The 19,060-nt window shown below is 38.5% G+C and carries 12 protein-coding genes and 1 pseudogene; 5 read left to right on the forward strand and 8 right to left on the reverse strand.

The features are described from left to right. Window positions 1–45: 45 nt before the first annotated feature. Entirely contained in the window at window positions 46–822 is a 777-nt protein-coding gene (locus tag LJC66_RS26470; protein ID WP_230933830.1) for an alpha/beta hydrolase, read from the reverse strand. Between the two features lie 189 nt (window positions 823–1,011). On the opposite strand from LJC66_RS26470, the gene LJC66_RS26475 reads away from it, so the two are divergent. After that, a complete protein-coding gene (locus LJC66_RS26475) occupies window positions 1,012–2,397 on the forward strand; it encodes a sugar porter family MFS transporter (protein WP_098332531.1) in 1,386 nt (461 codons plus the stop codon). Between the two features lie 72 nt (window positions 2,398–2,469). Here LJC66_RS26475 and LJC66_RS27880 read toward each other — a convergent pair whose 3' ends face one another. The 3 genes from LJC66_RS27880 to proB form a co-directional block, all read right to left on the reverse strand. Continuing rightward, complete coding sequence (locus LJC66_RS27880) at window positions 2,470–2,604, reverse strand: hypothetical protein (RefSeq protein WP_269067761.1); 135 nt, start codon at window positions 2,602–2,604, stop codon at window positions 2,470–2,472. A gap of 131 nt (window positions 2,605–2,735) precedes the next feature. Continuing rightward, window positions 2,736–3,980, reverse strand: coding sequence for a glutamate-5-semialdehyde dehydrogenase (locus tag LJC66_RS26480; protein WP_230933831.1), 1,245 nt, complete (start codon window positions 3,978–3,980; stop codon window positions 2,736–2,738). After that, window positions 3,977–4,810 (reverse strand): glutamate 5-kinase, encoded by an 834-nt coding sequence (gene proB / locus LJC66_RS26485; protein ID WP_014457700.1) that lies wholly within the window; start codon window positions 4,808–4,810, stop codon window positions 3,977–3,979. The genes LJC66_RS26480 and proB overlap by 4 nt, the downstream gene beginning before the upstream one ends. A gap of 244 nt (window positions 4,811–5,054) precedes the next feature. On the opposite strand from proB, the gene cstA reads away from it, so the two are divergent. Then, window positions 5,055–6,863: a carbon starvation protein CstA gene (gene cstA, locus LJC66_RS26490; RefSeq protein ID WP_195695646.1), complete on the forward strand. Its 1,809-nt coding sequence runs from the start codon at window positions 5,055–5,057 to the stop codon at window positions 6,861–6,863. Between the two features lie 275 nt (window positions 6,864–7,138). Beyond that, on the forward strand, window positions 7,139–8,599 hold the full coding sequence (gene katA / locus LJC66_RS26495; protein ID WP_230933832.1) for a catalase KatA: 1,461 nt from the start codon (window positions 7,139–7,141) through the stop codon (window positions 8,597–8,599). 327 nt (window positions 8,600–8,926) lie between these two features. Here katA and LJC66_RS26500 read toward each other — a convergent pair whose 3' ends face one another. Then, entirely contained in the window at window positions 8,927–11,176 is a 2,250-nt protein-coding gene (locus LJC66_RS26500; protein ID WP_230933833.1) for a sensor histidine kinase, read from the reverse strand. Beyond that, entirely contained in the window at window positions 11,154–11,843 is a 690-nt protein-coding gene (locus LJC66_RS26505; RefSeq protein ID WP_230933834.1) for a response regulator transcription factor, read from the reverse strand. The genes LJC66_RS26500 and LJC66_RS26505 overlap by 23 nt, the downstream gene beginning before the upstream one ends. A gap of 250 nt (window positions 11,844–12,093) precedes the next feature. On the opposite strand from LJC66_RS26505, the gene LJC66_RS26510 reads away from it, so the two are divergent. Next, window positions 12,094–13,545, forward strand: coding sequence for an alpha-amylase (locus LJC66_RS26510; RefSeq protein WP_014457695.1), 1,452 nt, complete (start codon window positions 12,094–12,096; stop codon window positions 13,543–13,545). A 30-nt stretch (window positions 13,546–13,575) separates the two neighbouring features. Here the strand turns inward: LJC66_RS26510 and LJC66_RS26515 are convergent, their stop codons facing one another. Together LJC66_RS26515 and LJC66_RS26520 are read right to left on the reverse strand one after the other, a co-directional pair. After that, complete coding sequence (locus LJC66_RS26515) at window positions 13,576–15,009, reverse strand: anion permease (RefSeq protein ID WP_230933835.1); 1,434 nt, start codon at window positions 15,007–15,009, stop codon at window positions 13,576–13,578. Between the two features lie 279 nt (window positions 15,010–15,288). Next, window positions 15,289–16,488, reverse strand: coding sequence for a class I SAM-dependent rRNA methyltransferase (locus LJC66_RS26520; RefSeq protein WP_230933836.1), 1,200 nt, complete (start codon window positions 16,486–16,488; stop codon window positions 15,289–15,291). A 512-nt stretch (window positions 16,489–17,000) separates the two neighbouring features. Here LJC66_RS26520 and LJC66_RS28060 point away from each other — a divergent pair. Beyond that, window positions 17,001–18,851 (forward strand): annotated as a pseudogene (locus tag LJC66_RS28060) (PhoX family protein). Window positions 18,852–19,060 lie beyond the last annotated feature (209 nt).

Consider the following 19,060-nt stretch of genomic DNA (forward strand, 5'->3'; position numbering starts at 1 on the left):
CTTTATTATACTACTAGAAGCCGGCACCACTGAAAACTACCTTCCCTACTTTTCACTAAACAGCCACTTTAACACATCTTGAATTTTTTGATCCCAATATGCCCAGTCGTGACTTCCTTTTCCTTCTTCATATGTAAAACAAATAGGCTCTTGCTTACAGCGCTCGGAAAAACGTTTATTTTCCTGATATAAAAAATCTTCTGTTCCACAGCATTGATAAATACGCGGAGTCACTTCTCCATATCGCCGGCGATTTTCAAGCAGCCAGAAAAGATCATCCTCAGGTCTAATAACAGGCGGCATGCCAAAAATCAAAGGATAATCTAAGAACTGCACTTCTTCACGTCCTCCAAGCCCTTCAACGTCCATCACTCCTGATAAACTGGCAGCTGCAGAAAATTGATGTGGTTTGCGAAACGCCCATTTTAAAGCGCCGTATCCTCCCATAGAAAGGCCAGCTACAAAATTATCTTCTCTTTTTTCCGATAACGGAAAGAATGATCTAGCCAATTGAGGAAGTTCTTCTGTTACAAACGTCCAATACTTCTTTCCATAAGCCATATCTCTATAAAAGCTGCGATCTACATTTGGCATTACAACTGCAAGTCCTAATTCTGATGCGTAACGTTCAATCGATGTTCTTCTCATCCATATCGTATGATCATCAGAAAGACCGTGTAATAAATAGAGCGTAGGGTGCTTCTCACTTCTTGTATTGGTTTGTAAACCAATTTGAGATTTTGTTTGCTGCGGTATCAAAACGTTCATTGAAGTACTTATTTGCAATACTTCTGAAAAAAAATCACATTGCATAAACGCCATATTTCTCTTCCCCCTATTTTTTCTTCCCTATTGGTTGATAACAAAACGTACATAATTCATATAAAAGTTGAAAAATAGTTTGATTATTTATAATTTTTAGTTTAACATAAAAACATCTTTTATGAAAACGTTTTACGTATAACGTTTTTTTAATTGAAATAGTGACGGTGATTCAAAGGAGGAATTTATATGGGGATAGTAAAAGTAACTTCTGACGAGTATAAGGAGCAAAAAGGAAATCTATTTTTCGTGATTTTCATTTCATGTGCAGCTGCTTTTGGAGGGTTGCTTTACGGCTATGACACAGCCGTCATTTCAGGAGCTATTGGGTTGATGAAAGTACATTTTAATCTCAGTCCAACGATGGTAGGTTTTGTTGTATCTAGTCTGCTGCTCGGTGGTGCCGTTGGGGTACTTGCTTCGGGAAAACTGAGTGATCGATTCGGTAGAAAAAGCATCTTACTTTTAGCAGCTTCTTTATTTGTCGTGTCCGCAATTATGCAAGCGCTATCTTCATCCATCTCTTTTGTGATTATTTCTCGAATTATTGGAGGACTAGGCATTGGTATGGCTTCTGTTCTTTCTATTACCTATATTTCTGAAATAGCCCCTCCGCACATGCGTGGCCGCTTAGGCTCTCTATACCAATTTGCTGTTGCCGTTGGGATTGTTTCTGTCTATTTTGTAAATGACTACATTTTATCTATTGGGGAAGACGCTTGGCAGAATTCCACGGGATGGCGCTACATTATCGGTGCTTCTGGCATTCCAGCTCTTTTATTTCTTCTTATTCTTTCTCCTGTTCCTGAAAGTCCGAGGTGGCTGGTAAAAGCAAACCGCACTTTAGAAGCTATGGACATTTTAATTAAAATCAATGGTACACACATTGCACGCCAAGAGCTGTATCATATTGAGCAATCGTTAAAAGAAAATCAACCGGCTTCTCTTTCGCTTTTTAAAGAGGCCTGTCTTCGAAAAGCGCTGCTTATTGGTATTCTACTTGCAGCCTTTCAACAGCTTGTCGGAATTAATGCCATTATTTATTACGCCCCGCAAGTTTTTGAAGCAGCTGGAGCTAGAGGAGATTTATCGCTCCTTGTTACGTCTATGATTGGTGTGGCTGCCTTTTTAGGCGTTCTTTGTTCCATGTGGCTTATCGACCGGATTGGCCGCAAAGCTTTATTGCTTATTGGCACGGCTGGTATGGCCGTTACGCAGCTTCTCGTTTCCTTTGGGTTTCATTCTCAAGGTACTGAAGGGTTGACTACTAGTTTACTTATTGTTTTTTATTTATTTCTTTTTAATATTTCTATGGGACCGGTTGTATGGGTTGTGATTTCTGAAATTTTTCCTAATCACGCGAGAGGCTATGCAATGTCTATTTCTACGTTTTTCTTGTGGATAGCTAATTGGTTTGTATCTCAGTTTTTCCCTATCCTTTGGAACAAAGCTGGAGGATCTTTTACATTTTTATTCTTTATGGTTATGTGTCTCGCTTCATTTTTGTTTATATGGAAGTGGGTTCCGGAAACAAAAGGAAAGTCACTTGAAGAAATTGAACATATGTGGAAGTAAAAGAAGAGGTTGGGATATAACCAAATGAATCCCATCTAAAGACGAACAAATGGGATTCATGAGCTAAACGGCTTATGACACCGTAGTTGATTTCCGTGCAAGACTTCGCTTTCCGCGGACGGCCGCTGAGCCTCCTCGTCGCTTTCGCTCCTGCGGGGTCTCATCTGTTCCGCTTTTCCCGCAGGATTCTTCGTCTCGCCCTCCCATCAACTACTAGAAGAATTTAAATAGATGAAAACTATGTTCACCCTAACAAAAAACGAACCACTAATCAAAAATTTTGATCAATGGTTCGTTTTTACTTTGTCTAAAATACTTTCGTCCCAGCCTCTTCTTTTTTATCGAATTTGTCCATCTCCGTAAATAATATATTTTAGCGTTGTTAATTCTTTTAATCCCATCGGTCCACGCGCATGAAGCTTTTGTGTACTAATTCCGATTTCTGCCCCGAAACCAAACTCTTCTCCGTCCGTAAACCTCGTTGAAGCATTCACATAAACAGCGGCTGAATTAACGCGCTGTAAAAAACGCTGAGCATGAGCATAATTTGTTGTTACAATCGCTTCAGAGTGATGTGAACTGTGAACATTAATATGGGAAATCGCTTCATCGATATCATCTACGATTTTAACCGCCATGATGAAATCCAGATATTCTTTCTTCCAATCCTCATTCGCTGCTGGAACAAGATCTGGAACGATTGTTAGCGCACGTTCATCACCGCGTACTTCTACATCTTTCTCTCGTAGCGCTTGAACAATAATCGGCAAAAATTCATGAGCCGCTCGTTCATGAATAATCAGCTTTTCGGCTGAGTTACACACGGCTGGACGAGATGTTTTTGCATTAATGACAATATTGGCCGCCATGTCACGGTCATATTCTTCATCAACATAAATGTGGCAGTTCCCGGTTCCTGTCTCAATAACAGGAACGGTTGCATTTTTTACCACCGCTTCAATTAAACCAGCACCGCCTCGAGGAATTAACACATCGATATATTCATTTAGTTTCATTAACTCCAGTGCTGTTTCTCTCGACGTATCTTCGATAAGCTGTACGCTATGCTCAGGCAATCCTGCACTTGCCGCAGCTTGAGATAATACAGAAACAATCGCTTGATTCGAATAAAACGCCTCGCTGCCTCCGCGCAAAATAACTGCATTTCCTGCTTTTAAGCATAAGCCTGCTGCATCACACGTAACGTTTGGACGCGCTTCATAAATAATTCCTATGACACCAATAGGTACACGCTGCTGTCCAATTTGTAAGCCATTTGGTCGCTTCGCCATAGACAGCACTTCTCCGACTGGATCCGAAAGCGCAGCTACTTGGCGCAGGCCGTCTGCCATTCCGTGAATTCGCTCTTCATTTAAAGATAAGCGATCTAACATCGCTTTTGACGTGCCTTTTTGAACGGCTTTTTCTACGTCTAATTCATTTGCTTTTAAAATCGCTTCTTGTTGATCCAATAAAGCAGCCGCCATTTTATAAAGTGCCTGCTGTTTTTGTTCGCTCGTTACATTTCCTAAGAAATAAGAGGCTTCTTTTGCCTGCTTTCCTTTAAACTGCAATTCACTCATTTCATTACTCCTTCAGCTTGTTTTAAGAATAACGTTCCAATTTCTTGGCCTTCAATAATATCTCGCAAAATACTTGGTTCTTTACCATTTGCTAGGATTAAGCTTACGCCTGCACTTGTAGCTGTTTTAGCAGCGGTAAGCTTTGTGACCATTCCGCCTGTTCCAACATCCGTTCCGCTATCTCCAGCAAAATTCTCAAGCTCCGGTGTGATGCCATCTATTACTTTCATTAACTTAGAGTTAGGGTTTTTTGTGGGGTCTGAATCAAAGAAACCGTCAATGTCAGATAAAATAACGAGTAAGTCTGCGTGAATCAAAACCGAAACAATGGCAGATAAATTATCGTTATCGCCGAAGCGCACGATGTTTTCAATCTCATCGATGGCAACCGTATCGTTTTCATTCACAATAGGAATCACTTTATCTTCAATTAATTTTTCAAACGTGTTTACAACGTTATTGCGCACATGTTCATCTTCGATTACATCCTTCGTTAACAGTACTTGACCGACGATGTGGCTGTACTCACCAAAGAATTTACTATAGATATGCATAAGCTCACACTGCCCGACAGAGGCTGCTGCTTGTTTTTCTCGAATAGAAGTTGGCTTTTCTTTTAACTTTAGTTTTTTTACTCCTACTTGAACAGCACCTGATGTAACAAGCACAACTTCTTTTCCTGCATTCATTAAATCAGATAACACACGTGCTAGTTTTTCAATGCGTGCTAAGTTAATATCTCCGTTATCATAGGTCAACGTAGATGTCCCTACTTTGACTACGATACGCTTGCTATTTTGTAACTCTTGACGATGGTTCACTCTTTTCATCTCCCTAACTAAAAACACCTAAATGCGTACTAATTTTTTTAAAAATTATAGCAGAGATTATGCGAAAAGTCTTATAGTTTTTCAAAGGGAATTTGAACTTTCTAATTTTTTAAATAATTAAGGGAAAAACTGGTGATAAAAGCGCTTTCTTCTTTTATAATGAAAGTTGTAAGGGGAACACACAATTACATAACGTTGTGTAGTAGTACAAACATCAGACAACTAAGGGATAGGGGGATTTGTAATGAATGCGGTTACGATTGTTATTGGATCTATCTGTATTTTAATGATTGCGTATCGGCTATATGGAACATTCATGGCTGTTAAGGTCTTGAAACTAAACGATTCGCAAAAAACGCCAGCACATGAACTTGAAGATGGGAAAGATTATGTGCCAACCAACCGATGGGTAACATTTGGTCATCACTTTGCAGCTATTGCAGCTGCAGGTCCGCTTGTTGGACCTATTTTAGCAGCTCAGTTTGGCTATTTGCCCGGCCTGCTCTGGCTTTTAATAGGAGCTGTAATCGGAGGAGCCGTTCACGATGCAGTTGTGTTATTTGCATCTATGCGCCAAAAAGGCCAGTCGCTTTCCGAAGTGGCTAAAAAAGAGCTAGGACCCGTCGCTGGTTTTTGTACAGGTTTAGCTATGCTTTTTATCATTACCATCACAATGGCCGGTTTATCTATGGTCGTGCTACATGCACTTGAGAAAAATCCTTGGGGTACATTCGCTGTTGGAATTACGATTCCGATCGCAATGGGTGTGGGTATTTACCACAAAAAAACCGGTAATTTAAAAGCGGCTTCTACCGTCGGCTTCATTTTAATTTTAATCGCCGTATTTAGCGGTCCTTATATTCAAGGAACAGCTTTAGGAGATTTTTTAACGTTAGATATTAAAACACTTTCAATTATTCTTCCCGTTTATGCATTTTTCGCAGCGGCCTTGCCCGTTTGGCTGCTTTTAGCACCTCGAGATTATTTAAGCAGCTTTATGAAAATTGGTGTCTTTATCGCACTGATCGTAGGCGTGTTTTTCGTAAACCCAGCAATTCCATTTCCTGCAGTTACTGAATTTATTCACGGAGGCGGCCCTATTTTAGCAGGACCTGTGTGGCCGTTCATTTCCATTACGATCGCCTGCGGTGCTATTTCCGGCTTCCATGCATTTGTTGGTTCAGGAACAACTCCTAAGATGATCGACCGTTGGAGTGACATTAAAGTTGTAGGCTTCGGCGCGATGTTAGTCGAATGCTTAGTAGGAATTATGGCGTTAATTGCCGCAACAGCTTTACATCCTGGAGACTATTTTGCAATCAACTCTACACCTGAAGTGTTCAAAACGCTCGGCATGAACGTGACAGCTCTTCCTCAGCTTAGCCAAGAGATTGGTCTAAACTTAGAAGGCCGTACAGGCGGCGCTGTTACACTGGCCGTAGGAATGACATATATCTTCACAGAAATTCCTTGGTTCAGCCACCTGTCTTCTTACTTTTTCCAATTCGTCATTATGTTTGAAGCAGTGTTTATTTTAACTGCTATCGACGCGGGTACACGCGTTTCCCGTTATTTAATTCAAGACTTTTTCGGTGAATTTTATAAGCCATTGAAGCGAGTAGACTGGCTTCCGGGGTCCATTTTTGCAAGCGCCCTAGCCTGTTTTATGTGGGGGTACTTATTGTTCTCAGGAGATATTGGCTCAGTTTGGGCGCTGTTCGGCGTATCGAATCAGTTAATGGCCTCTATTGGTTTAATTATTGGAGCAACCGTTATTCTTAGAATTGCAGATAAACGCTCCTATATGCTTACTTGCCTTATTCCACTAGCCTACCTTTACGTAACGGTTAACTACGCAGGTTATTGGATGGTTAAGAATGTCTATTTAAATGAAGCTGCGGCAGGTTACAGCATATTAAATGCGACTCTTTCAATCATCATGCTTATACTCGGTCTCATTATTATGATTGCTGCGATTCAAAAATGGACGCAGCTTTGGCGCACGCCTCAGGCTGAACTGGCAGCGAAAGCAAACTTATCACAAAATATATAAAAAGAACACGCTTGCTTATATAAGCAAGCGTGTTTTTGATATGGTAATAGCCGGTCAAAATAATTGCACACCAGGCATTTTTATTATTAAACTAAATATACTATACAGAAAATTTTTTAAATAGTTCGTACACTTCACATGTTATATACCCTATTGACTACATCTCAAAATCAACACTTCAAATTATAATAATTATAATTTAGTATTGATTTTTTATTTAAAAATGTTATTATTATTTCTAACATAATAAAATTCAAATAAGAGGTGGTTCTAAGATGACAACAAACAAGAATAACCTAACGACTAGTTGGGGAGCTCCGGTTGGAGATAATCAAAATTCAATGACCGCTGGTTCACGCGGACCTACTTTAATTCAAGATGTTCACCTTTTAGAGAAATTAGCCCATTTTAACCGAGAGCGAGTTCCTGAACGCGTCGTACACGCAAAAGGCGCCGGTGCCCACGGCTATTTTGAAGTGACAAATGATGTTTCAGGCTATACAAAAGCAGCTTTCCTTTCTGAAGTAGGAAAACGAACACCTCTATTTGCTCGCTTTTCAACAGTAGCTGGTGAAAACGGCTCAGCAGATACCGTTCGCGACCCTCGCGGATTTGCTGTTAAATTTTATACAGAAGAAGGAAACTACGACTTAGTCGGAAATAATACACCTGTATTTTTCATCCGAGATGCGATTAAATTTCCTGACTTTATTCATACACAAAAACGCGATCCACGCACACATTTAAAAAACCCGACGGCCGTTTGGGATTTCTGGTCTTTATCTCCTGAATCTTTGCATCAAGTTTCTATTTTAATGTCTGACCGCGGTATCCCCGCAACTTTACGCCATATGCATGGATTTGGCAGCCACACATTTAAATGGGTTAATGCCGAAGGAGATGGCGTTTGGGTAAAATATCACTTTAAAACAGAGCAAGGTGTAAAAAATCTGTCTCCAGACGTAGCTGCAAAGTTAGCTGGTGAAAATCCAGATTATCATACTGAAGATTTATTTAATGCCATTGAAAAAGGCGATTTCCCTTCATGGAAGCTGTACGTTCAGATTATGCCATTAGAAGATGCTGATACGTATCGCTTTGATCCGTTTGACGTAACAAAGGTTTGGTCACAAAAAGACTACCCGTTAATTGAAGTAGGTCGCATGGTCTTGGACCGCAATCCAGAAAATTATTTTGCCGAAGTGGAGCAAGCTACATTCTCACCTGGAACGCTTGTGCCGGGAATTGACGTATCGCCTGATAAAATGCTGCAAGGCCGACTATTTGCATACAGCGATGCACATCGCTACCGCGTGGGTGCTAACCATCAAGCGCTACCGATTAACCGTCCGCGCAATGAAGTAAATAACTATCAGCGTGACGGCCAAATGCGCTTTGACGATAACGGCGGCCGTTCTGTTTATTATGAGCCAAACAGCTTTGGCGGCCCAACAGAATCACAGGAAAACAAACAAGCAGCATACCCTGTTTCAGGCGTTGCCGATAGTGTTGCATATGATCATAACGACCATTACACGCAAGCAGGTGACTTATACCGCCTTCTAAGCGAAGACGAGCGTACGCGACTCGTTGCAAACATCATTGAAGCTATGAAGCCTGTAGAAAAAGAAGAGATTAAACTGCGTCAAATTCAGCACTTCTACAAAGCGGATCCAGAGTATGGAACACGCGTTGCAGATGGTTTAGGATTATCTGTTCCGCAGCAAGTAAAATAAATTTATCCGTTTTCTAAATGAGAAAAATAAAGGTGTTTTTCTCATTGTAGATTATCGTTTATTATCAATTAGTTTAACATTTTATCACTAAATAAGTATCCATATTTTATGGATACTTATTTAAATTCTTGTAAAAAGAGGAAGGGATGAAGAAATGATTGGACCAGAAATAAGATGTAATCAGTGTGATAGAGAAATAAAAGTACTAAAGCACAGTACGCTTTGCGGTTGCGGAATAAAATTACGAACGCTAAAAAAAGAGAAGCAACCAGCATAATGAGGTTGCTTCTCTTTTTTTACTAGATATGCTGTTTATATTCACTCACATTAAAGAGTAATCGTTACTTTAAATAAATCTCCGTCAATTTCAATATTCAGTTCTCCTCCGTGCAAATCAATAATTGACTTAGCAATAGCTAACCCAAGTCCGGAGCCATCGGTTTGTCTTGAAGTATCCCCTCTTTTAAATCGTTCAAACAGCTCATCTGCCTGCTCATTTAATTCATATTTACTTACATTTTTAAATGTTAGTTTCACTTGTTCGTTTATTTCTTGAACAGAAATATAGACACGCGTTTGTTCAAATGAATATTTCAATATATTCTCTATCAAATTGTCAAATACTCTCCATATTTTTTGACCATCTACAGTAGCAAATATCGGCTTTTCGAGAGATTGAATACGAAATTGCAGAGTTGAATCTTCAATTGCTTCATTATATTCAGCTAAAGCCTGATGAAGAAGCTGGTTAATATCAATTTTGTCTTTATGCAATTCTACATTTCCACTTGCCATTTTTGACACTTCAAATAAATCATCAATAAGTGTCTGTAAACGCTTTGATTTACGGTCAATAATTTCAACGTAAGCATGTTGTTCGTCCGAAGTAAGATCTTGCGACTTTAGCAACGCTGTATATGTCATAATAGAAGTCAATGGTGTTCTTAAATCGTGACTGACGTTGGTAATTAACTCTGTTTTCAAGCGTTCACTTTTAACTTGAACATGCTGAGATGTTTGAATCTGCTGCTGGATATGATTTATGTTTAGCGCTGCTTGAGTCAAAGCTGATTTTCCTTTGATAGGTAACGGCTCTTTCCACTCGGCTGTGGCAATTTGATCAATTGAGATAATAATTTTATTTAAATAATTAACTCGTAGCATAAGCAGTATCAAAGTAACCACTCCTACAACACTGCCTATAGCTAAGTACAGTATGGATACTTGTTCTGCAAACATAGATCCACTAGTCAATAGAGTTGCAACAGCAAACACGGCAAACACTAAAAGCAGCACTACAACCATTATATGCATGCCAATATGTCTGATAATAAAAATAGATTGAAGAAAATAAATTACTTGATAAACACACGCTCTTTTATATTCTTCTTTTATATCATCTATTGTGCGCATACGCTGAAACAGTAGAAATACTTGAAGTGCCCATAGGGAAATAGCTATAGATATTGCTATCATATAAAAGAAGAACGTAGCAACATGCTTATATGATTCTAATAAAGAAGCAGGATAGCCGTTCAGAACTAGACTTAATGTAAAAAATGAGTATAAAAGAAAAACAATTATACAAATATCTAAAGGTATTTTTTTATAAACCCTCTGTACTGCAGTTTGTCTTGTTATTTCTTTTAAATGTCCAGTTATTGTTTTTTTATAAATAAAGTAACCTATTAACAGAGCTAGTATCCCTGAAAATGCATACACGAGAAACGCTACATTTTGATGATGATAATAGTTATATTCATCAAATAAAGGACTAATGAAGGTTTCTTTTTCAGGAACAGCAATTATACCCGTAAACTTCTGCTTTAAATACCGGGTTGGGATCTCTGAGTCTACCTCACTGCTTAACGATGAATTTTTATATTCATCTGCTTGGAACACCAGTGGTGATTGAGCTGAATAAGTATGTTTATACAATATATTTTTCTGTTTTACTAATTGATTAACATCTTCTTTGCCTGCGTTTTGGATGTTCGTATATATTTTGTTTGTGTTCTTATCTTTTAAATAATACATGATGTCTTTTTTATATTGAGATAATATTTTTTGTCGATCAAAAGCTTCATCATATAGTTTCTTCATTTCGAGTTTTTTGTTTTTCATTATTTCTTCTCGAACGAATTGATCATCTTGAAACTTTTTTTGAATGTTTTTAACTTCTAGATCCTGCTGCTTTACATAGGCAGCTTCAACGTTTTTGCTCTTTGCCTGCTTAGCGTCTTCTATTTTTTCTTCATATTTATCGTGCACGTTTTTTATTTGTTCTGTTAATGTTCCTTCCGTATATCGATACGACTCAATCTCTTCTTCTGTTATCTTATTTGCATTAACGGTATTCTTATCTTTTTGTGTCAATTCTAAAAGGTAGAGATCATTTGTAAAACGACTTATTTGCTTTTTGAAGTCTTCTGATTTTACATAGCTGCTTTTTTGTAAATAGTTTGTTTTTAATAGATTATGCACGTTACTAATTGAAGAAATAGTTGCTCCTAAACCAAATAAAAACAAGATAATCCCTATAGCTGAAATGACGCTACTTTTCCATTTTGTATCCAAGTCCCCACACAACCTTTACATATCTCGGATTTTTTGGTTCAATCTCAATTTTTTCTCTTATTTTTCTAATGTGTACCGCTACTGTATTTTCTGCGTTGTAGCCTGGTTCATTCCATACACGTTCATAAATATCATGTATGGAAAAAACTCTCCCTGCATTTTTCATTAATAACTCTACAATTTTATACTCAATGGGAGTCAGCTTAATGAATACCCCGTCAAGAGTGACGGACTTAGCCTCAATATCAAGTACGAGACCTCGGATATCAATCGTCTTTGTTTCCTCATATGTACCTAATGTCACATATCTTCTTAACTGTGATTTAACTCTCGCTATCAGTTCTAATGGTTTAAAAGGCTTTGTCACATAATCATCTGCTCCTACCTGCAGACCGAGTACTTTATCTGCATCTTCGCTTTTAGCGCTCAGCATAATAATCGGGATATTTTTCTGTTCTCGGATTTTAAACGTCGTTGAAATGCCGTCTTGCCTTGGCATCATAATATCAAGAATAATTAAGTGAACTTTTTCTTTATTTAGTATCTCTATGGCTTCGATTCCATCTTTGGCCGTAAAGACTTTAATGCCTTCATTTTTCAAATAAATAGCAATGCCATTACGGATTTCTTGCTCATCGTCTACGACTAAAACCACATATTCGTTCATTAATTTCTCACACTCCTTTCAAAAGTATATCATGGGTCATTTCGTCTATGGATTTTATTGTAAACTGCATTTCTTAAGAAAAAGGAAGGGGAAATCTTAAGATTTTCTTAAGCTTCATATGTTGAAAAAGGTTTAAAGAATAGGGATAACAGGAACGTTAAAAGAAAAAATATAATCAATTCCTCATTTGATTCTAAAGAACTATCCGTGAGCGATTATATCTTTTTATTTAAAAGGAGGATGATTTAACTTGGAACGGAATCATACAATTATGCAATTTTTCGAATGGCATGTGCCGGCTGATGGCGAGCATTGGCAACGCCTTAAAGAGCTCGCTCCTCAACTAAAAGAACAAGGAATTGATTCCGTATGGATTCCCCCGGTTACAAAAGGTGTTTCATCAGAGGATAACGGCTACGGCGTTTACGACTTATACGATCTTGGCGAATTTGATCAAAAAGGAACCGTTCGTACAAAGTATGGAACCAAGCAAGAGCTGCATGAAGCGATTGATGCCTGTCATAATCATGGAATTAATGTCTATGTGGATATTGTAATGAACCATAAAGCTGCAGCAGATGAAAAAGAAACGTTCCACGTCATTGAAGTGGACCCCATGAACCGAACAGAAGAAATTTCTGAACCTTTTGAAATTGAAGGGTGGACAAAGTTTACATTTGAAGGGCGCGGCGATCAATATTCTTCTTTCAAATGGAACTTTAATCATTTTAACGGCACTGATTACGATGATAAAAATGGAAAAGAAGGCGTTTTTCGTATTGCCGGAGAAAACAAAAGCTGGAACGAAAATGTGGATCAAGAGTTTGGCAACTACGATTATTTAATGTTTGCGAATATTGATTACGATCATCCTGAAGTTCGAGAAGAAATGATCAAATGGGGAAAATGGTTAGCAGACACTCTGCAGTGCGACGGTTATCGATTAGACGCCATTAAACATATTAACCACGATTTTATTAAAGAATTTGCCCACGAATTGTCCTCTTCTCAAGAAAAGCCCTTTTACTTTGTGGGAGAGTTTTGGAACCCAGAGTTAACAGCCTGTCAGGAATTCCTAGACGTGATTGATTATCAAATCGATTTGTTTGACGTATCGCTGCACTATAAACTGCATGAAGCCTCTCAGCAAGGAAGAGATTTTGATTTAACCACGATTTTTGATGATACATTAGTCAAGACTCACCCGTTGAATGTTGTCACATTTGTAGATAACCATGACTCTCAGCCAAATGAATCTTTAGAATCTTGGGTAGAAGATTGGTTCAAACAAAGTGCTTACGCTCTAATTTTACTTCGTGAAGACGGCTATCCTTGTGTGTTTTACGGAGACTATTTTGGAATAGGCGGAGAGCACCCAATTGAGGGAAAAGAAAAAGATATTTCCGCTCTCTTGCATGTACGCTATGACAAAGCATACGGCCAGCAAGACGATTATTTTGATCACCCGAATACCATTGGATGGGTAAGGCATGGTGTAGAGGAATTTGAGAAGTCTGGATGCGCTGTGGTGATGTCAAACGGCGAAGATGGCGAAAAGAGAATGTTCGTCGGCGAACACCGAAGTGGACAAACGTGGATTGACTTCACAAACAACCGAGAGGACCAAGTCGTGATTGAAGAAGATGGCTACGGACAGTTCCCTGTAAATGGCGGCTCTGTATCCGTTTGGGCTGAAGCATAAAAAAAAACAGTGGCCTGCGCCACTGTTTTTTTACCATAGACCTAGCAGTTTCCACCACAAGCCGCCAATTCCAATCCAAATGATAATATGAATAATTGAAATTAAAAAGCCGAGCGACCACCATTTTTGCTGCGTTACATATCCACTACCGAAGAACACCGGTGCCGGTCCACTTCCGTAGTGAGTTAAACAGCCAAATAAATTGCTAAAGAACGCTAAAATTAATGCTGACAGTAACGGAGGCGCACCAGCGGCCACGATGACAGATAAAAATGCTGCGTACATAGCGCTGACGTGAGCCGTGTTACTCGCAAAAAAGTAGTGAGAATAAAAATATGCAATAGCTAATACGATCAACGCCGTCATCCAAGACATATGGCTAACAGTGCCTTTCATCAGATCACTGAACCAAGGAATCATGCCTAGATCATTTAAGAAAGTTGCCATCATAACCAATACAGCAAACCAGACTAATGTATCCCATGCTCCCTGTTCTTTTTTGATGTCCGACCAGCTTAACACTTGCGTTAAAAGAAGCGCACATAGACCAATAAAAGCAGTTGTTGTTGCATTAATATTTAAATTAGCGCCAAAAATCCACAGCACAAGAAGAAGTAAAAACACGCCAATCATGTACCATTCTTCTTTCTTTAGCGGACCCATTTCATTTAGTTTTTTTGCTGCAATTTCAGATGCTTCCGGCGTTTCTTTTAATTCTGGCGGATACAGCTTATAAATAACGAGTGGAATAACAATTAAACTAATAATTCCAGGTACGATTGCAGCCGCTGCCCAGCCAACCCATGAAATAGTCTTGCCTGTAATTTGTTCCGTCATTTTAACGGCAAGAGGATTGGCCGCCATTGCTGTTACGAACATAGCGGATGTGATCATATCTCCTTGAAACGATACTTTTGTTAAGAAAGCGCCGACTCTGCGCTCCGTACCGTCTCCAGTTCTCGATCCGTATGTTTCGGATAAAGAACGAATGATGGGAAGAATAATTCCTCCAGCTCGTGCTGTATTAGACGGCATTGCAGGTGATAAAAGCAAGTCACTTACGATAAGAGAATACGATAGTCCCAACGTCTTTTTACCGAACAAACGAACGAAGATATAGGCAACCCTTGTTCCTAGACCAGTCTTAATAAAACCTCTAGAAATAAAGAATGCAATAACGATTAACCAAATCGTCGTATTTTGAAAACCGCTGAGCGATTGTTCAAGTGTTAATGTATTAGTTAATACAATAATGGTTAAAGATAAAATAGCCACACTGCCCAATGGCAATGGTTTAATGATAAGCCCTACGATAGTAGCCACAAAAATAGCGAATAAGTGCCAAGCCTTCAAATCAAGTCCGCACGGAGGTGTAATAAACCATAAAATAAGTCCGATTGCCAGACAAATTAATAAAGGAATAAATTTCACTTCGCCGGCAGGCTTTTTTGTTGTTTCAGCCATAATCTTTCTCCTTTCATGTTTTTAAATAATAGTAATAGTATGCTCTTTCCACTTCGTACTCAATACTTATCCCATTTAAAATAAAATAATTGTAAAAATACGTTTCGTAAGGATGATATTGTAAATTTGTGAAGTGTTGAGCATAATTCCTTTATTATTTTATCATATATATTGACAATATTTATCTCTTACCTTCATTTTATTCCCTTCAAAATAGCTTGTAAGCGTTATTTTATTAAAAATAAATAAACTGCATGAGTTCATCATGCAGCCTTGCATTTAGCGATTTACTTTTTGAATAAATACGACTTTTAAATAATTACCTGACTTAAATTCTTTTATTGTTTTAAAATCAGCTGGAAGAGCGAACTGCTCCATCATTTTGTAACGTTCACCTTTTTCATTAAAAGCTTTTTCAATAAACGAATGGAATTTTTTCATATCAAAATTGCTTGCATTCGTAGATGTCACAATGACACCGTTTGGCTTTGTAAGAGCAATAGCTTCTTTTAATAAATCTTTGTAGTCTTTTGCCGCGCTGAACGTATGCTTTTTCGACTTGGCAAAGCTCGGCGGATCTAGCACCACAAGATCGAACGTCATGTTCTTCTTGACCGCATATTTGAAATACTTGAAAACATCTTCTACGATAATGTCCTGTGCTTCGTGATCAATTCCATTTACACTAAATTGCTCAATTGTTTTTGCCAAGCTGCGATTGGCTAAATCGACACTTGTTGTTTTCGCAGCTCCTCCAAGAGCGGCCGCCACTGAAAATGCGCCTGTATACGAAAACATATTTAGCACGGTCTTTCCTTTTGCATATTTATCTCGAATCGTTTTACGGACGTCTCGCTGATCTAAAAAGACTCCCACCATCGCTCCGTCATTTAAGTAAACGGCAAAACGAATACCATTTTCTTTTACAATAAGAGGGAACTCACCTTTATCCCCTGCTACAAAATCATCTTCTTCAATATACTGCCCTTTTACGTTAAAACGTTTTTTCTGGTACAGCCCTTTAAAATTAGGCGCAGACTTTAAGGCTTCAATGACGTATTCTTTAAATTGATAAATTCCTTCACTATACCAGCTAATGACGTAATATCCGTCATAATAATCAATAATTAAGCCGCCGATTCCGTCACCTTCACTATTAAATACGCGAAAAGCAGTTGTGTCTTCAGATGCATAAAAATCATGACGAGAGGCAATAGCTTGCTGAATTTTTCTAGCAAAAAACGCCGCGTCAATTTGCTCATTTTTCTTTTTCGAAAGAATCCATCCGTAACCTTTATTTTGTTTTCCATAATAGCCTTTGGCTAAAAATTGATTCTTCGGAGTGACTAAGTTAATAATAACGCCTTCTTCTTGCAGTTTATGACCATCAACAAGCGCATCTTTTTCAATGAGTGGATAACCTTTATTCACTTTTTTAATAAAAGCTTCTTTGGCTATAACTTGTACTTCTTTTCTCATGTGTACACCCTATCTATTTAATTTATTTCATTCTAGTTCTATCCATTTTACAACAATAATCTACATTTATCTTAACATAGATAAACAGCTCCGTTTCTAGTTATAAATAGAAAAGCAGAAGATGCCTTGAAGCACCCTCTGCTTGATATGAATGAAAAATGAAATGTATTAAGATAAAAAATTATGAGCACTCTTGTCCCGTATAAGCATTGAACTGAGTGACGTTTTTTTCTGCTAAAATACCTTTCACTTTTGCTGTACGAGCCAAAGTGCTTTTTGTCGCCTTTAGCTATGTGTTTATTGTAAGAGCGGAACATGAATTCACTGTGAAGCCCAGCTGAATACTATCTGAACAAATTCTAAAAGATAGCTGAATAACTTCTAGTTAAACTTGTCATATAAATGTTCAACGTTCTTAACAACAGCTCAACAAATCCAGCTCTTCTCTTTATATTTCCTCAACAACCAAATGATTTAATAAGTGTATGAATACGATTCGGAGGTTATCAACCATGAAAAAACGAGTATCTTTTGGACTATCTCTCACCTTCTTAGCTTCTAGCGCCGCTTCTGCTTTTGCAGCAGAGCATCATCCAATTCAACATCCAAAACAAATCAAAAGCGTCGAGTTTCAGCCAATGAAAGCACCTACTACGATTGAAAATATGATTAAAACGTATACAGAGGCATCTGTAAAAGTAACGTATAAAGATGGAAGCGTTGAAAAAACGCCGCTTAACTATAACCAGCTCTTTCTTTCAAAAGATAAAATTGTCGATAATAAAGGGGAATTAATCGCCGCAGGTACACCGATCGATGCAAACGGGGATCCGATTATTGACCGAAGCGTTCCTGATAAGCCATCACCGTACGTATCAGACGCACCGGATTCAAACAGCTTTATCACCATCAACGGTAAGTCTTATATTATTTCACATTATGAATATGAATCTGTTAATAATGCTGGAAAAGAAATTTCCGGTCTTCCTGCTTCAATGACGCTTACACAAGTTGACCGAGATGATAAAACAGGAAACCTAACCGTCAACCATGCTAAAAAAATTGATTTTTCTAATGTAAATGGTTTGTGGACGCCGTGTAATGGCTCTACAACGGATTGGGGTACTCACCTTGGGTCAGAAGAATATGAGCCTGATGCACGTGCTTTTGAAGATCCTTCATCCAGCTCTTATAAAGACGTCACGAACTTCGCTAAGCTTTATTTCGGCGACACGTCAAAAGCAAATCCTTACTACTACGGCTAGATTCCAGAAATTTCAGTGGATGAAAGCGGCCATGCATCCGTCGTAAAACATTACAGCACAGGCCGTTTTTCACACGAAATGATGCAGGTACTTCCAGATAACAAAACCACTCTTTTTGGAGACGATGGGTCTAATACCATGATGTTTATGTATGTAGCAGATAAGGAAAAAGACTTCTCAGCAGGAACTCTTTATGCGGCAAAGTTTAAACAAACGAGTACGAACAATGGAGGTAAAGGCGAACTTCAGTGGATTAAGCTTGGCCATACAACAGACAATGAAGTGAAAACAATAATCGACAAAGGCACAAGATTTAGTGATATTTTTGAAACAGCTGACCAGCCTACAAAAGGATTTAAAGCTGTTAAAACCGCTGCAAGTAAAAAAGTTGAATACCTAAGAGTAAAGCCTGGTATGGAAAAAGCAGCTGCCTTTTTAGAATCACGCCGATACGGTGCAATTTTAGGTGCAACATCTGAATTCAACAAGATGGAAGGACTAACGGTTAACAAAAAAGACAAAAAAGCGTATATGGCTATTTCTTACCAAGATAGTGCCATGCTAAAAGAATCTGGCGCTGTACAAGATGATATCCAGCTTCCAAAATTAGAGTCTGGTGTGACCTACCAGCTGAACTTAGGATCACATCAAAAAGACCAAGCAAACGGCAAGATTAACAGCCACTGCGTTCCTGCAAGCATGGAAGGGCTACTGATCGGACAAGACCTAGAAAAAGCAGATGCATACGGTAATACAGCGGATCCAAATAAAATTGCCAACCCTGACAACCTTACGTATTCAAATGACTTAAATACACTGTTTATCGGAGAAGACAGCTCACTACACACAAACAATTTCGTATGGGCTTATCATGTAAAAACCAAAAAACTATCACGCATTCTTTCAGTTCCAGTGGGAGCAGAAGCAACAGGACTTCGTGCAGTAGAAAACATTAAAAACTCTCGCTACGTATTAAGCAACTATCAGCACCCGGGCGAGGACATCAGCGACAAAAATATTACCGCTGTTGATAAAGAGGAGCTAGCTAATGCACTGAAAGAAAGCATTGGCATTCAAGAAACAGGTGGTGTAGGATAGATACATTTCTGGACTGCCTTCTAAGGACGGTGCTCCTTACAAAAAGCATTAATACGTAATGAAGCCACGTCTGTTGTACAGTGACAGACGTGGTTTTTTATATAGTCGAAGTTATTTATAAAATCGTTTATCGTAATCATAATTATGGTGAATACTTTATAATATCCTTGGAGAAAGTGCCTACACACAAACCAAATACTTTAGGATAT

The sequence above is a fragment of the Priestia sp. TSO9 genome, from assembly GCF_021029645.1.
Lineage (GTDB): Bacteria > Bacillota > Bacilli > Bacillales > Bacillaceae_H > Priestia > Priestia megaterium_E.

What these genes read in the sequence shown, in the direction of transcription:
- katA (WP_230933832.1), top strand. Translation starts at nt 7,139, where the DNA reads ATGACAACAAACAAGAATAACCTAACGACTAGTTGGGGAGCTCCGGTT.
- LJC66_RS27880 (WP_269067761.1), bottom strand. Translation starts at nt 2,604, where the DNA reads ATGGGAGGGCGAGACGAAGAATCCTGCGGGAAAAGCGGAACAGATGAG.
- LJC66_RS26470 (WP_230933830.1), bottom strand. Translation starts at nt 822, where the DNA reads ATGGCGTTTATGCAATGTGATTTTTTTTCAGAAGTATTGCAAATAAGT.
- LJC66_RS26515 (WP_230933835.1), bottom strand. Translation starts at nt 15,009, where the DNA reads ATGGCTGAAACAACAAAAAAGCCTGCCGGCGAAGTGAAATTTATTCCT.
- cstA (WP_195695646.1), top strand. Translation starts at nt 5,055, where the DNA reads ATGAATGCGGTTACGATTGTTATTGGATCTATCTGTATTTTAATGATT.
- LJC66_RS26480 (WP_230933831.1), bottom strand. Translation starts at nt 3,980, where the DNA reads ATGAGTGAATTGCAGTTTAAAGGAAAGCAGGCAAAAGAAGCCTCTTAT.
- proB (WP_014457700.1), bottom strand. Translation starts at nt 4,810, where the DNA reads ATGAAAAGAGTGAACCATCGTCAAGAGTTACAAAATAGCAAGCGTATC.
- LJC66_RS26475 (WP_098332531.1), top strand. Translation starts at nt 1,012, where the DNA reads ATGGGGATAGTAAAAGTAACTTCTGACGAGTATAAGGAGCAAAAAGGA.
- LJC66_RS26520 (WP_230933836.1), bottom strand. Translation starts at nt 16,488, where the DNA reads ATGAGAAAAGAAGTACAAGTTATAGCCAAAGAAGCTTTTATTAAAAAA.
- LJC66_RS26505 (WP_230933834.1), bottom strand. Translation starts at nt 11,843, where the DNA reads ATGAACGAATATGTGGTTTTAGTCGTAGACGATGAGCAAGAAATCCGT.